This window comes from Paenibacillus sp. G2S3 (assembly GCF_030123105.1).
In the GTDB taxonomy this organism is placed as follows: Bacteria; Bacillota; Bacilli; order Paenibacillales; family Paenibacillaceae; genus Paenibacillus_AQ.
In genome coordinates, this window is record NZ_CP126095.1 from 3,932,121 (window position 1) to 3,948,645 (window position 16,525).

Below are 16,525 nucleotides of genomic sequence, written 5' to 3' on the forward strand. Positions count from 1 at the left end.
ATCATTGTGTTCGATTAGCTTTTACATATTTAAGCTGCGCCACGATGATGACGCTAATGATTACTAGCAGGAACCATGAGCTGATCTTACTGAAACTAACCAGCTGCCAGGTTTGCTCTTGATCTGGGTATTTCCAAGCTCCAAAGAAAGTCGCGATATTCTCCGCTAACCAGATGAAAAAACCTACAAGGAGAAAAGCAACCGATAGATGCATCCGATAAGTTGTAGTTCTTACCCGATATATAATTCGTGTTTTCCGGAAGACGATAAATACTAGCGCCGTCAGCCACCAACGAAAATCTGGAATAAAATGATGAGTGAAAAAGTTTAAATAGATAGCTCCTCCAAGCAACGCCGAAGGTATTAACCCAGGCCAATCTGTCATGTCCATTCGCAATCTCCGCCATACCTGACACATAAAGCTGGCTACACTCGCATACATAAAACCACTATACAGTGGGACACCGAACATCTTCGTAAATCCAGGCTCAGGATATGCCCATGAACCCATCCAAACTTTATATAATTCTAGGCACAGACCAATAACGTGAAATATACAGATAACTTTGATTTCATCAAGTGTTTCTAAACCACTGCGGTACATAAAGTATTGCACACCAAGCAGTATTAGTAGAATGGCATCATAACGACAAAATAAAGGGATATCGATTACGCTCGTGATTGCTAAAGTTCCAAAGATCGCCACAGGAAATATACAGCTCATCGCCTGATGATAGCCAAAGTGCAGTAGTTGAATGATTGATTTCAATGATGGTTATCTCCTCTTCTTGCCCAATTCATCTTACGATTCAAGAATAAAGGTGAAATTCCTATTTAAAAAGAGAAAGTTTCTCGTTAATCTTTCTTATTTTAGGTTATTTCAAGTTCTAGGTCGTTATGTGAGAAAAAAAGCACCGAGTTAACAGTAGCTATAGGCTCTGTTGATTCGGTGCTTCTAAAAGACAATTGCACAATCAATTCGTTAGTAAAATTCACTTGGAAGATTATAGGGTACATCCACAAAAGAAACAACTGGCTTCACTACGCCATGAAGTTCGAATAAGATTAGTTCGTTTTCACCTTGGCGTAGAAGCGGAGCTGGTAAGTACAGCGTTTTAGTTGGACCCTTCTCCCAGTAGCGACCTAAATTAAACCCGTTTATAAAAGCTTGACCTTTACTCCATCCGTCCAGTCGCAAAAAAGTATCCTCCAGCTCAATGACTTGAAAGCTCCCCCGGTAGAAAGTTGGTTGATGACGTTCTTCGCAATCTATCGGTGTGAATGATAATCCTTTAAGATCGGTTAACGGCAAAGAACGAATGGTCCAATCATGTAAAAATTGATAACCGAGTCTAACGCCGCATGTTATGCCTTTCGGATCTCTAAGCAGAGGGCCATAATTTACGCGCCCCATGTTCTCCACAAGGATGTCGATTTGCAGTCCCTCCATCGGGACTTCTAATGGAATTCCTCTTGGCTCCCAGCGTTCGACTGTACCGACAAAGGTACCATTCGCAAATACAAGCGCTCGGTCGCGTACTTCTTGCAAAATGAGCTCCATACCGCAGCGCGGTCCGGTGATATTCGTTGAATATAAGATAAACCCATAATCCTGACCTAATTTCTCCATTGGCTCGGGGCATGCTCTACGTTCAGGGTGAGCCAAAGCGTCTAACTGAGTGAACAAAGGCGCTACTTCAGTCATCTCCACTTTACCGTAAGCTCGTGACTGAATTACCGGCGGTAATTCCAATGGCGGCAACGACACGTATTTCTCAATTATTGTTCGAACTGCGAAGAATTTTGCAGTTGGCTTACCTGATTCGTCCAGGAGCGTATCATAATCGTAGCTGGTTACGATGGGCTCATATTTGTCAAAAAGATTTGCCCCATTCATAAATCCAAAATTCGTCCCCCCATGGAACATATAGAAATTTACAGATGCCCCTAAAGCCAACATCTCGTCCAAAGTCTCCGCTACTTCAGACTCGGGACGGGTATGATGCGGTTTCATCCAGTGATCAAACCATCCATTCCAGAATTCCATGCACATCAACGGTCCCGTAGGTTGATATTCACGTAGTTTAGCAAAGGCTTCCTTTGCTCTTGAACCGAAATTCACTGTGGCGAACACTCCGTCGATCATACCGCCTTGGAGCATATGATCTTCAGCTCCATCTGAGGTGAACAGCAGAACATCCATGCCACGAGCGATCATTCCTTCTTTTAGATAGTTCAGGTAAGTCTTGTCACTTCCAAAGCTCCCATATTCGTTCTCTACCTGAAGGGCGAGCACGGGACCACCGTTAGTGCTTAACAAAGGTCGTAAACGTGGAAGCAATTCGTCGAAGTAAGCATCTATCTTAGACAAATAGACCTTATCATTACAGCGCAGCTGCATGTTATCGTCTGCAAGTAACCAAGCTGGCAATCCACCAAATTCCCATTCCGCACAAATATAAGGGCTTGGTCGCAAGATCACGTGCAAACCGAGCTCTCCGGCAAGCTTAACGAAAGCCTCAATGTCAGCAAAGCCTGCGAAATTGAAGTAACCTTCCTCTGGTTCGTGTATATTCCAAGGAATATAGGTTTCAACAGTATTTAAACCGCAAGCCTTCAGCTTTAGCAACCGATCCTGCCAATATTCCGGAACAATCCGGAAATAATGAAGCGCACCTGAAAGCACCCGAATGGGTTGTTCGTCCAATATAAAATGATCCCCTGATATGGATAACTTTCGCATAAAATTTCTCCTCCAACATTGAGATAGACTATTCAATTATAGGTAATAAAAACATCAACCCATATGGACGATTCTAATGAATTATATGGAGAATTCATTGGTTGCTAGAGGCTTTTGTGATGCTATACACTATATTCATAGGGGGTTTTTACGGATGTCAAAGAGAACTCATATTTGGTTAATTACCACAGATCAAATGCGTGCGGACGCACTTGGAACCGAAAATGCTTCCGTACTAACACCTGAGCTTGACAAGCTTGCTTCGGAAGGCACGCTCTTCACCAGAGCTTACTGCGCTAGTCCCGTTTGCACGCCCTCACGCTCTTCCATTTTTACGGGAAGGTACCCGCATGTTCATGGTGCTTGGAACATAGGTACCTCACTAAAAGAAGATGAACTTACCTTATGCGACTATTTAAAGAAAGCGGATTATAAAACCATCGGTATAGGAAAAATGCATTTTCGACCTCAAATGAAGCCAGACTTTTCACAAGAATATGAAGAGCCAGCTTATCGCGATCGCGGAAGAGCTTCTGATGGAACATATTACGGATTCGATGAACATCATATTACTGAAGACAATTGCATTGGTGAATACATCGAGTGGCTTAGGGAGCGCAACCCGGAAGTAGCGGAACGATTCAGCAAGGACCGTTTCAGAGCCTCCGATGCTCAACACGATGTGTGGGAGAGCGAAATTCCTCCGGAGCTGCATCAGTCATACTGGATTGCTGAACGAAGCATCGAGGCTATCCTCTCCCACAAAACCGAGCAACCGTTATTCTTATGGTCCAGTTTCGTCGATCCACATCATCCCTTTGATCCTCCAAAAGCTTATGCAGATATGTACGCGGACAATGACATTCCATCATCAGCCAGGGAAGCAGACGACGTGCATCTTCGTCCTCAGCATCTGCTGCGTCAGGGTCAGGGAGGGTATTGGCCTGGCGGCGGTGAGGAGCATTCTCTTGATGAAGACCTTATGAAACGGCTCATTCGAAATTATTATGCGATGATTAGCTTCATTGATGAGCAGATCGGACGAATTATAGAAGCTTGGCGTCAAAAAGGAGTGTACGATGATGTAGTCATTCTGTTCACCAGCGACCACGGAGAGCTGCTCGGTGACCATGGACTGATTTACAAAGGGCCGTGGTTTTATGAAGGGTTAACACGGATCCCGATGATCGTACGCGGTCCAGGAATTGCTTCTGGCCAACGAGTTTCTGCTTTGATGGAACATGTTGATATTGTCCCCACACTGCTTGAAGCCGCAGGTCTCAAATGCCCCTACGGAATTCAAGGCGTGTCACAGATGGAAGTGCTAGCTGGCAGGGAGTCCCATGTACGTAATTCTGCCCTAACCGATTATATTGCTCATGATCGAGGCATAAACGCTAAGTGTTTGCGAACTACACGTTATAAGCTAGTTATCTTTGCAGGAGAGACCTACGGTGAATTATATGATCTAAAAGAGGATCCTCATGAAAACCACAATCGTTTTGAAGATCCCGATTATAGTGAAATTCGCCATTCGATGGTAGAATTGCTCGTCCATCGAATGATTCAAGATCAGGATCCTTTGCCAGAACGCCGGAGTAGCTGGTAAATCAAAACACATGCGAAGGGCACCCCGAATGTTCAGGTTGCCCTAAGTTATGATCATTTCCCCAATTCGGATGCCTTTAGAATATGAGAAATTGGACGTCCGGCAATCAATTCGCCGTTGTTTACAAACCCTTCCTCTCGTCCCCCCAGCTCGTGAATAAGACGCTCTCTCCATTCACGTATACGCTCTAAATTATCGGTACATCCGATTGCATTAACCTTCTCTAAGGGATCGGTCACTAGGTTAAAGTACTGCTCTTCGCCTGTCTGAGAATGCCATATGAATTTCTCTCTTCCATCCGTTAAAAAGTGGTGAGACTTTTCTCCATAGGCTTGCTCCCCATGAATATAAGACCGCCACACTATCTGATCTCCCTTACACAGCGGCAACACACTTTGCCCTTCTACTGTAACTGGTATTTGGACGCCAGCAGCTTCAAGAAACGTCGGCATAATATCGCGAAGCTCTACAATGGAATCAAGCCGGGAGCCTGCAAGAAGTCCAAGCGTTTCTCCCGGATCAAACACTATGAAAGGAATCTTAGCACTTCCTTCATAAGGAAGTGATTTGCGGAAGTAATGGTGATCCCCCATCATCTCACCATGGTCAGAAGTAAATAGAATCAAAGTTTCATTTAAAACCCCATATTCCTGCAGGCCATTGATCAACCTCCCAATTTGGTCGTCAAGATGCGTAATTAGCGCATAATATGCGGCACGGGAACGATCCAATCTGCGCTTTGGCAAATGAGTGAACGGAGATGTCGGATCCTTAGCTCTGTTGAATGCTGCTTTCTCGTCCACCCAATCTCCGACTGGGGGATCTGGAAATTCCATGTCCATGTACATATCTAGATAACATTGCGGCGGATCCAATGGGGAATGTGGACGAACGAAGGAGGACCATAGAAAAAATGGTTTTCCAGGGTCTCTTCTTCGTAAAAAGTCTAGCGACTCGATTACGCACCAATTCGTTGGATGCATTGCTTCCGGCAAGTGCCAGGGGCGAGCAACCGTTGAGGCGTTGCAATCAAGTCCTAAGTCAGTGATATCCGAATTGGCATTGGTTTGTCTTCGCAGCCATTGTAAATAATCATCCACTTGATCATAGTGTTCATCATATAAAGTTTGGCTCTTGTCCCGATTGTAGTGAAGATATCCATCATGAAGCACTACATTATGGAATCCACATAGATTACGTGCAGGATATACATGCATCTTGCCAACACACTGCGTATGATAACCAGCTTGAGCAAGCTCTCCGGCAATCGTATGGGCGTAATTCCATTCAACCTTATCCTGATAACCCACCCGCCCATGTGATCTTTGGCCCATTCCTGTCATGATAGCAGCCCTTGCGGGAATACAACTCGGGGTAGCTGAGTAAGCGTGTTCAAATAATATCCCTCTTGATGCAAGAGAATCCAGGTTGGGTGTCTCAACGACGGGATGTCCCATGATGCTCAGGCAATCAAAACGCATCTGATCCACTGTGATAAGCAATAGGTTAGGCCGCTTTGAGCCATTTTGATCGTCCAGATTAGTGTCAATCATAAATTCGCTCCCTTCTAAACCCCTGCGATGACGGACGGTGTTGCGATCGTGTGCCACAAATTTGCACTTATCGCCCTTGGGCCTTTATCGTCAACGAGACCGTCGAACGTCAGTAGCTCCTCTTCTAATTCAGCTATCTGTTCCACTTTCCCTTCGACATAACTATTAATTCGATGGATAGCTGTCCTAATCCTCTGAAGCATTCCACCCATACGAAGATCAAAAACATCAAGACCAAACACCTTATTTTCCAGCTCCCATTGCACACGATAGTCATCCATAAATCGCTCGGTCAAATCTGAAAGTTCTGGCAAAGTCACATTGGCAAAGTGAGCCAATGCCTCTACATTCCCACGATGATAAGCGTCACGTATAGAAATCCCGATTTCGCTCTTTATCTCGAGTAAGCGACACAAGCTGGCTTGTACAGAGAATAAAGATTGCCAAAGCGAATTGCGAGTAATCGCCTGTTCGAGCTTTTCCGCACTTTGCTGGTAATGCTTTGAATACGCGTTAGGAACGACATGTCGATCGAACAAACCGCACAAAATATCTTGATAAAGCAAATATTTAGCCGGATTGATGGAACATCCCCCTGGTGCCGAATTGCCTGGAACCAGATTGGCCGCATCGAGCGCCATAAAGTCATCATAATTGCCTTGCACGCAGCTACTGAATCTTTCTTTGACATGCTTCTCCACGAAATATCCCGTATAGCATAGCTCCGCCCAAAGTTGAAGGGTAGGAAGAACTGAGAAGACGGAGGCTTCAGCACCATTATCTCCCCATGCAGTAATCAGAATTTCTTGAATTCCATGCTTAACACAGCTATCATGAGCCAGCAGACTGACTTGACGACTGAATTCATTGTTCGGAGCGAACCCCATCCATTTCCAAGCCCCACCTGCAAATCCGATATGATCATTCAGCTGCTTATGTTTACGTAACATTCCGTCGTATTTCTCCTGCGTTTCCGAATAGTAATCCCAATAGATCAAAATAACATCTTCAGGGATCAGCTTTACAATGTCGGGGCTAATTGGACTTTCAGCATCGTAATATTCTCCGGAACTGGCCAGACGGAAAAACATGTCGCTCCACATCATCGTACGAAAACCATATTTCCTGGCGATTTCCATTACAGTGCTAAAGTGTTTTAACATCAAGGAGGATCGATCCTGGTACCCATGCTTATCTAGATATTTACCAAGTCCCATCATATGCGCTTCATCCATCCCAATATTTATGCGGCGACTACTTGCATGAGCCGACATGAAAGCAAACATTCGATCGATTAACTCATAAGTTCTAGGATCATCAATGAGGAGAATGTCTTGGAAATCCACTAGCGGTGCATGTGCTTGCCATTTCAATGCTTGGCCGAGATGGGCCAGCGTCTGGATACAAGGAACCAATTCTATACCGAATAGCGCGGCATACTGGTCCATCTCTCGTATTTGATCCCCTGTATATCGACCTCTTAAATAACCGAAATAAGGATACCCTTCAAGTTCGTAGGTATCTTCCGTATACAGTTGAACCGTTGAGTATCCCATAAGCGCTAAGCGTCGGATCAATTCCTTATATCCTTCATTGTGAAGAACAGCATTTCGTGAGCAGTCTACCATGAAGCCTAGCTGTTCATAGACCGGCAATTCATTAATTTCAACTCTTTCTCCACGGCGTATGTTCTCTAGGAATCGGCTGAGCGCCCGGATTAATTGATGCTCCTGTTCATATTCAATGGTGACCTGAACCTCCTCGAAAGATATACGAATCCCCTTTCCTTGGTTCTTACAATTTACTGTGATCCCTGACGGTTCCATTCGAATACTCAATATTCCGGCTACCTCTGAAACAGCTGATAACTGTTTCTCGGTTAAACCTGTCAAGTGAATGCTAAGAATCATAGACTTTCCGCTCCTAATCTTATAAGTATGCGATCAATAGCGCCGCACATTCTTGGTTCCACTCCAAATCATTAAACGGAAGATCCGGGCTACTTCAGCCCGGATCTTCTCTATCAATCGATTATTCAATACCTTGTTCCTTGGCCTTCGCATTTACTTCCTCTATCATTTTATCAAGGCCTTTAGCCTTATAATCGTTCACGATGCTATTCCAGTAACTCTCAACTGGTTCTTTGGAAAGCATGATCTTAAGCAGATCATCATGGTCGAGTACAGTAAATTTATCCTTAGTTGGTGTGGACATATACGTTAACCGAATGTCGTATTCTGGAACCTTCGTATTGTTCTGAATCCAGTCAATGTAATCGACAGCTTCTTTGCGGATCCCTTCGTTAGCGATCGTCGGGTTATCCATGTTATAGCTATCCGAAGTTTCATAAGCCGCCAAATTCTTTAGAAATCTACTCGCCGGATACTTTTCATTTAACGAACCCTTTTCGATGACAACCTTCTGCCCATTTTCGATCTTGTAATCCACACCCTCGATGCCATAAGTCAACAGGTCCTTGCCTTCCGGAGACAACACATAATCATAGAGCGCCATGATCCGATCCATTTTTTTATCGTCAACCTTATTGCTGAAATAGCTTTCCGACCAGTATGTTTTAAAAATGGCATGTGAGCGTTCACCATCTGGTCCAATCAGTGGCTTGAGTGCCTTCACGCTCTCCATGATATCCTTATCCGGATAAGCTGTTTTCCAGCGTTTTTCATACATATCGCTATTTAAATTTATAAAACCGCCACCGCTAAGAAGAGCTGCTGCTTTACCTGCTACGAAATTGTCATAAGACTCTGCAGGCTTTACAAGTGCGATGTCTGGATCGATCAAACCTTTTTCGTACATATTCTTCATGTTTTTTAGCGCTGGCAGCGCATTTTTAGAAAATACAGCCGGGATAAATTTACCGTCCTCTTTGATCCATTTAAAGTCACTGCCGCTTCCATCACTCGTGGCGACCGGGTTACCGTACAACCAGAAGAATCCGCCCAGCATTTTGGTAGTTGTCGTCGTAAGACCGGTAATATGCTTACCTTCCGGATCCGACTTTACGATTGCATCAAGCATAGCTTCGAACTCTTCCCATGTTTCTGGTTCTTTGGTGATCCCAGCCTTTTGAGCAAGATCCCATCGATAGAACACCATACGATCCAGTGCGCTCCAATCGACACTTGGGAACATCCGGCGAGGAACGGTATAATACTTTCCGTCTACTCCTAAACCTTTGATGTCCGGCGATTCGAAGTATTTGGCAAGGTTAGGATACTTAGAAAGATCCGGAAGCGCTTTGACAACACCTTGTTCAACCCATTTTCGCTGATATTGCGTACCGACGGCGTCGATCGCGAAAATGTCAGGCAATTGGCCGGATGCTGCCCACATTTGAATCTTCTGGGTATAGTCATCCCAGGTCATATTGACAGGTTTTAACGTAATGTTGAATTTTTCCAATACCTGTTTAGCAATCGGGTCTTTCTCGATGTTAGCAATTTCAGCATCCGCGTCCCAAAAACCAAGAGAAATGGTCATTGGATCCTTGTAAGGATTATCCGTGGAATTAGAAGAGTCTGGAGATGCTTCACCGTTTGATGCCGCCTGCCCTTTGTCGTTATTGCCTCCACCGCAAGCCGTGAGCACCGAAGCCAATAAAGTTATGCATAATGCCAGTGTCATCATTTTCTTTCTAAGCATGCTTGAAACCTCCCTTTATACTATTTTAGGATAGAATCATTCTATTTAAAATCTTTCTTATCCTTTTATTGAACCCACCATAATGCCTTTATTAAAATGCTTCTGAAGGAACGGATACACAACAATAATCGGAATACTCGAAACTACAATTGCTGCCATTTGAAGTGCAGGGGTGTAAACCTTTCCCGTCTGCTCCTGCTCGGCCATCGTCTGTGCCATTTGACTCAGCAAGGAATTTGAAGTAATTAGTGTCTCGCGTAAATAAATCTGAAGCGGTGCTTTAGCAGCGTCACTGATAAAAATTAATGCGTACCACCATTCATTCCATCTTTCCACGGCATAGAACAAAGCAAAGGTCGCCATGAATGGAGCAGAGATCGGAATAATGATTTTGTAAAGGATGTACAGATCATTCGCCCCATCCAGCTTAGCCGATTCTTCCAGACTTTCTGGAATCGTGTTGAAATAGTTTTTCATAATGATTAGGTAAAACGTATTGAGACCGGCGGGTATGATCATGACGAGTATATTGTTTACGAATCCTAGATCCTTAACGACTAGGTAAAAAGGGATCAAACCGCCGTTGAAAAACATAGTGAACAAGATCAAGCTAAGCATTATGTTTCTGCCAGGCATCCCCCGCTTGGATAATGCGTAGGCTCCTGCCACTGAGATCGTCATGCTAAACAACACGCCAACCACCGTTACGATGACAGAATTTAAAATCGAAGACCAAAACTTCATATCCTGAAGCAACAGCTTGTAAGCTGACAGGTCAAACGAAAGCGGAAAAATATAAAAGTCGCTTTTACTAATCGCTTCGAACTTTGCAACAGAGATAATGAGAACATTATAGAAGGGAAAAAATGTTACTAGTGCTAGAAGCCCCAGAGCCACGAATGCGACGATATCGAAGACACTCCATTTTTTTCTCTTTTTAACCGTTGTGTCGGTCACTTGCTTCTCCCCTTTTCATGCAAATTAATACAGTCCTTCCTCACCCATTTTCTTAGCGAACGAGTTCGCCGCCCATAAAAGAATTAGGCTGATAATGGACTTGACGACACCCACAGCAGTCATATATCCAAAGTCGCTTCCAATCGTGAATGAAGTCCGATAAATGTATGTATCGATCGTGTCGGCAACCGAATATACCGGTGAACTATACAGATTGAATATTTGCTCGAAGCTCGAACCTTGCGTTAGTAGTTGTCCAACTTGAAGAATTAGCAGGACTGCGACGGTACTCTTCAAGCCCGGCCATGCGATGTTTAGCAGACGGCGAAAACGGTTCGCACCGTCCACTTCTGCCGCTTCAAACAACTCAGGATTGATCCCAGCAAGCGCCGCTAAGTAAATGATTGAATCCCAACCGATCTCTCGCCACACATGCGTAATATACAGAACGGGTCTGAATGCACTTTCATCCACAAGAGGAGAATTTGGATCCCCACCAAACAACATGATGATCTGGTTATAAATCCCGTCCTTGCTTAAAATATTGATGATAATTCCTGACAGCACAACCCACGAAATAAAATGTGGGAACGTCAGGATCGTCTGAAAAAAACGCTTCATTTTTGTCCTGGAAAACTCATATAAAACAATCGCCAGGATAATGGGCATTGGGAAATGAGTGACCAACTTCATCAAGCTGATAATGACCGTATTCCAAAATGCCCTGCGAAAATCAGGGTCGGTCAACAGCGTTTGAAAATTCTCCAAGCCAATCCAGGGACTTCCCAGAATCCCCTTACTGTAATTAAATGATTTGAATGCTAACGTTACACCGTACATGGGAGCATAGCTGAAGAGGGCGTACCAGATTAACACCGGTAGAACCATGAGGTAAAAATACTTGTACTGTAAAATCGTTTTTCCTAAGCTTTGCTTCGGAGCACGCGTTCTTAAGCTTCGCTTAGGCGTACGAGCGGTTACAGAATCAGCCAATCTTCTCTCCACCTTTCTGTATGAGATTGTTTATACTTGTAAGCGATTTATATGGTAAATTATATCGGGAGTGTAAATTCTCTTGTATAGAGAATACAACTCCGGTCATGTGGATTTTTCACACCTTTGTAGGTGAACTTCCCATGACGCTTAATATCGGACATAGTGAGCGTAAGATAGTCCATACCCCCCTTGGTCCACAATCGCTAGGATAAATCTAAGAGCTCCATAGAGAAAGGGGGATTCACTTATGCGTTCAGTGATTATTGCAGATGATGAGAAGTGGATTGTAGAAGGAATTAAAGCAGGAGTGAATTGGAAGAAATACGGCTTTGAAGTGATCGACGATGCCGAAAACGGGCAAGAAGCCCTGCAATTAATTCAATCGCTTCGCCCCACCCTTGTGCTAACAGATATTAAAATGCCTGTAATGAATGGACTAGAGCTCATTCAACGTGGCAAGGCCATCGCACCTGATACAATTTTTATCGTACTCAGCGGACATGCAGAGTTCGCTTATGCACAAAAAGCGATGAATTATGGGACGTTCGGATACTGCCTGAAACCTTTTGAAATCGAAGAAATCGAAGGAATGCTTAACCGAATAGCCCAACAACATGAATTGAAAGTGGTTAAAGAAAGCCCTGTCCACGACTTCGAACTATATGAAGCGGTTTGTTCCGGAGATCTTGAACGAATCAGCTTATGGTTGAATGAGAAGAGAATACCCTTGTCGAAAGATACACCTCATATCCCCATTGTTATCCAAGGGTTAAGTTCACCCGCAGAGGTCGGGCAATTCTCTTCCTTGGTCTTCCCGATGAGCCGCAGACGTTATGGTTACTTATTAGAAGAGTGCCAATACGAATTCTTCCTTCGGGGTCTTGAAAATACAGAGGTTGTACAAGAGTGCGGGGTCGGGATCGGTCCTCCTATTTCGGATATACATCAACTGGATGCGGCTTTAGAATCCGCTTCTCATGCAGCTTTCAGTATGTTCGCAACGGGGATGCCTGGATGTTATCGGGTGAATTCGCAACAGGAAATACCGATCGACGAGAAGCTCAAAGAGATTTCCCGGATTCTTCATAATAAAGACCGGCTCGGTTTCATAGCAGCTATGGAATCGATAAAGAAATTATTCAAAGAGGGAACGTTCACCATTAAAGAAGCCTATTTGCTCTACACATCGATCCTGTACTTATTTCCTCGGGAAGGGACTCGGGTTAATGGTCGTTTTTTTGAAGGATATGAACAACTCTATTATCGATACGGCACGGCTGAAGCTATGATTGATGATCTGATTCTTATGACGCTAGATATTTTTATGAACAGAAACGAAACTGATATTTCACGAATTTCAAACCACAAAGTCAAAGAAATCATGTTGTATATCCGCAACCATTTCAATCAAGAAATTTCGATTCAACATTTAGCCAATCAGTTTTTCTTAAGTCCAAATTACTTATGTCAATTATTCAAAAAAGAGGTCGGCGAGACCATCATCGAACATATCAGTCGTTTAAGAATTGAATACGCTTGTAAAATGCTGGTCGAGACCGAGCTTTCCATTTACCAAATCGGTGAGAAATGCGGTTTTCAGGATTATTTCTACTTCACACGAATTTTTAAGCGGCATCTCAAAATGACACCTACGCAATATAGGGAACAAAACAATGAAGAGATTTAAGAGACTATCCATCCGTACTCAGGTTTTGCTATTCGGGTTATTTATTGTTGCCATTATCCCAATCATCGTTTCACGAGTCTACCAACTATCAAGCGAGACTATCATTAATCAAAATACGCAATACAATACGGAGCTGGTCTCCCTCCTCAAGCAACGAATTTCTAACAACTATGCCAACGTTTCTTCCATGATGATGAATGTGGGTTACGATTCGACCGTCCAAAAGTTCCTAGTCGAGAATGATAAGTTTGGAGTCTACGATCTATCCCAAAAAGTTGAGGGGCTATTGAGTATCGCCCGAAATATGAATACGGACATCTTAGATATTATTGTTATCGGTAGCTCAAACACACGTATTTCCTTAGCGGGAAGAACAAAATATGCTGTCGATCTTATGAAAACAGCCGAGGACGATGGAATCGTTCATTATCGTGGATACAGTCCTCCAGACAAGGTCATCGACAAGAGAAAATTATTGTTCGGGATGAATATCTTTGCTTCAGGTGACACCTCCCTATATGGAGAGAAAATCGGATATATCGCAGTTATTGTGGATATGAAGGCCATTCAAACTGAAATTTCTGAGTATCCCCGATTGGTTGGAACCAGTTTTTTTATGATGGATGATAAAGGGCTGATCTACTCTAATAGCGATGAGCCGGAAGATATGCTCCAGCAGTTTCAAACCCGGGCAAGTGGAAGTGATGGAGAGTCAATCGTCCAAACCGTCAACGGAAAAAAATATGCTATTCAATCCTTTCGCCTACCTGAGATCTCAGGGAAAATCATAACCGCTGTTCCAGTCCATAATTTGATGAAGGAACTGGAGAAATTGAAGAAGGTCAGCTATATATTTCTAGCATTAATTCTGTTAGTTGTTTCTATTCCCTACTCTGTGCTCGTGATGAATCTCTTAAGACCGTTGTCAAGGCTTATGCGCTATATGAATCAATTAAAGGGCGGAAGTCTAGGGATATTGAACAACAAGGTCGATTTAAAGGGCTACGCTGAGATTGAAATCATCTCTCGCCAGTTCAACGACATGACAACACGGATTCACGATTTGACGGATCAATTAATCGATGCAAACACCCAGCTTTATCAGACCGATCTGGAAAAGCAACGTGCGGAATACTCGTATTTGCAAAGTCAAATTAATCCCCATTTCTTAAGCAATACTTTAGATACAATCAAAGGCGTTGCGATCGTAAAAGGAAATCGGGATATCTACGAGATGACAACCGCCTTAAGCACAATGCTCAAGTACAGCATCAAAGGTAAAGAGGAGGTAACTCTTGGGGAGGAACTGAAAATCGCAGAATCTTGTGTACGGATTTACCAAGGCCGTTTCCCGGACAAATTCACTTACAAGCTGTTCTGTCCACAGGATTGGTTACACATTCCCGTACCTAAAATGATCCTTCAACCAATTGTAGAAAATGCGCTTGGTCATGGGCTTGAGGCCCAAGGTCGGGGAGTTTTACTGATCACAGTAGAGAAAAGTGCAGCGGGACTGCTAGAAATTGCTGTAGAAGATAATGGTGTAGGCATCGATGCTGCGAGACTGGAACAACTAACCGAGCTTCTGGATGGTAAGAATCTAGAATCCGGCGATCATATCGGGCTCTTAAACGTCAATAATCGTCTAAATCTTAAGTATGGAGATCCTTGTGGTGTTCTGCTGTACAGTAAGGAGGGTAGTGGGACGAAGACCATTTTGAGGCTTCCCGGATCTTTAATAGATCAACAAGAATCCAGACCATAAATATGGAGGTTGCCCATTCAAGGGCAACCTCCATTTCATATGTCTCTCTTTCCGCATTCAAAGAGACAACGCTAAGCATCCTGTGAGGATGAGCTCACATACTCTTTCGCATGATAGGGTCCACCTTCCATAAGTACCGTCCATAATGGATCGATGTCACAGTCCATAGAGCTCATCATGTTGTCATGCCATTCATTCAACAGATAGACGCCTTTCATACAAATGTCTTTACATATTTCGGCGAGATTATGTTGTTCATATGGATCGTGCTTCAAATCAAACAACATTTCTTTCGGAAATCCATGATGTCCGTCATGATAGGTTCGTATATATAACCAATCCTCAAATCGGACGCTGCGTTGACACACATGCGCGCATTGTGAGATTACGAGATACTCACGCCCTTCTGAATGTCCCTCCAGAATGGTATCTGCATAACTTTTACCATCCCAAGAAGGAGCTCCTTTCAAATTCAAAAGGCTTGCTAATGTCGGTCCTAAATCAAGGTGATAATGTAGCCCATCCTCCACTATTCCATTCTTGCCGCCTGGCCAGCGAATAATCATCGGAATGCGGCAAGTCGCCTCGTCTGCCGTACCGTGCTCGGAGTAAATCCCTAGCTCGCCCAGGCTCTCTCCGTGATCCGCTGAGATCAAGATAGCCGTATCTTCCATCACACCAAGTTCTCTCAGCTTGGAGAAGACTTGCCCGAGATGCTCGTCGAGATATTTAACTCCAGCATCATAGTTATCAAAGATAACACGCAGATCGTCATGATTCTCTATCTCCTGATTATGCCTGAAATGCTGTTGGTAATGTGATTTAGCGAGCACATTCATATCTTCAATGCTGTGCTGCCCCTTCTTCTTTCGGTGAAGCTCAAACACCTCTTCAGTGATCCAATCGGGTAAAGGATCCTTCTCGAAAGGATTACCGTAGCTCTCGGGTGTACGATAAGGTGTATGAGGATCCCAGAAATTCAGGTGCAGAAACCAATTTTCGGACTCCCCATTATCCTGAAGCCATTTAAGCGCCACTGGAAGCACCTGCTCTGCCGTCTCATGCCCCCTTCCACCAACATTGAACACTTCTTGAAAACCGGCATTAAAGGTCCAGGCCGAGTGTCGTTCGGCAAAGGTGCTGATCGACGCGGTTTTCATGGCCGCTTGTCTTAATATAGCGGGAAGACTCTCCATTCCCAGCCGGTCATTAAATTCGCGTTTCGCCCCTTCTCTACGCATATCAGCAGCGGTCCCGCCATGTCCTACAATCCCATTATGAATGCCAAATCGTCCTGACATTAAAGCAGAACGGGACGGTAGACACGGCGCATCTGAACAATAGTAGTTGGTAAAGGTGACCCCTTCTTTAGCGATTGAATCGATATTCGGGGAGGTATTCCGATGATAGCCATAACATCCCAGATGATCCGGGCGAAGCGAATCCAAATCCAAATACAAGATTCTCATGAGGTGTACCCTGCCTTTCCTTTTAATCGAAATGGTTACGCATCGATTCGGGCAGTTTAGAATGATCTGCTCATGCTTATACA

At 43.9% G+C, this 16,525-nt stretch carries 11 protein-coding genes; 3 read left to right on the top strand and 8 right to left on the bottom strand.

All coding sequences use genetic code 11. The features are described from left to right. Position 1 precedes the first annotated feature (1 nt). Together QNH28_RS17095 and QNH28_RS17100 are read right to left on the bottom strand one after the other, a co-directional pair. Positions 2-769 (bottom strand): DUF817 domain-containing protein, encoded by a 768-nt coding sequence (locus QNH28_RS17095; RefSeq protein WP_283907750.1) that lies wholly within the window; start codon positions 767-769, stop codon positions 2-4. A 213-nt stretch (positions 770-982) separates the two neighbouring features. Then, complete coding sequence (locus QNH28_RS17100; protein ID WP_283907751.1) at positions 983-2,743, bottom strand: glycoside hydrolase family 35 protein; 1,761 nt, start codon at positions 2,741-2,743, stop codon at positions 983-985. A gap of 154 nt (positions 2,744-2,897) precedes the next feature. Here QNH28_RS17100 and QNH28_RS17105 point away from each other — a divergent pair, with 154 nt between their 5' ends. Further along, the gene (locus QNH28_RS17105; protein WP_283907752.1) at positions 2,898-4,352 is read left to right on the top strand and encodes a sulfatase family protein; all 1,455 of its coding nucleotides are present in this window, start codon (positions 2,898-2,900) and stop codon (positions 4,350-4,352) included. A gap of 53 nt (positions 4,353-4,405) precedes the next feature. Here the strand turns inward: QNH28_RS17105 and QNH28_RS17110 are convergent, their stop codons facing one another. From QNH28_RS17110 to QNH28_RS17130, 5 genes are all read right to left on the bottom strand, one after another. Next, positions 4,406-5,905, bottom strand: a complete 1,500-nt coding sequence (locus tag QNH28_RS17110; protein ID WP_283907753.1) for an arylsulfatase — start codon at positions 5,903-5,905, stop codon at positions 4,406-4,408. Positions 5,906-5,919: 14 nt separating this feature from the next. Further along, positions 5,920-7,815, bottom strand: coding sequence for a beta-N-acetylhexosaminidase (locus tag QNH28_RS17115; RefSeq protein WP_283907754.1), 1,896 nt, complete (start codon positions 7,813-7,815; stop codon positions 5,920-5,922). Positions 7,816-7,936: 121 nt separating this feature from the next. After that, positions 7,937-9,568 carry an extracellular solute-binding protein gene (locus QNH28_RS17120; protein ID WP_283907755.1) on the bottom strand — a complete coding sequence of 544 codons (1,632 nt, stop codon included), beginning with the start codon at positions 9,566-9,568 and terminating at the stop codon, positions 7,937-7,939. 57 nt (positions 9,569-9,625) lie between these two features. Continuing rightward, positions 9,626-10,525, bottom strand: a complete 900-nt coding sequence (locus tag QNH28_RS17125; protein ID WP_283907756.1) for a carbohydrate ABC transporter permease — start codon at positions 10,523-10,525, stop codon at positions 9,626-9,628. 24 nt (positions 10,526-10,549) lie between these two features. After that, on the bottom strand, positions 10,550-11,518 hold the full coding sequence (locus QNH28_RS17130; protein WP_283907757.1) for an ABC transporter permease: 969 nt from the start codon (positions 11,516-11,518) through the stop codon (positions 10,550-10,552). Between the two features lie 250 nt (positions 11,519-11,768). Here QNH28_RS17130 and QNH28_RS17135 point away from each other — a divergent pair, with 250 nt between their 5' ends. Continuing rightward, the gene (locus QNH28_RS17135) at positions 11,769-13,208 is read left to right on the top strand and encodes a response regulator (protein ID WP_283907758.1); all 1,440 of its coding nucleotides are present in this window, start codon (positions 11,769-11,771) and stop codon (positions 13,206-13,208) included. After that, the gene (locus QNH28_RS17140) at positions 13,195-14,973 is read left to right on the top strand and encodes a sensor histidine kinase (protein ID WP_283907759.1); all 1,779 of its coding nucleotides are present in this window, start codon (positions 13,195-13,197) and stop codon (positions 14,971-14,973) included. Before QNH28_RS17135 ends, QNH28_RS17140 begins: the two co-directional genes overlap by 14 nt. Positions 14,974-15,044: 71 nt before the next feature. Here the strand turns inward: QNH28_RS17140 and QNH28_RS17145 are convergent, their stop codons facing one another. Next, positions 15,045-16,442: a sulfatase family protein gene (locus QNH28_RS17145; protein WP_283907760.1), complete on the bottom strand. Its 1,398-nt coding sequence runs from the start codon at positions 16,440-16,442 to the stop codon at positions 15,045-15,047. Between the last annotated feature and the right edge of the window lie 83 nt (positions 16,443-16,525).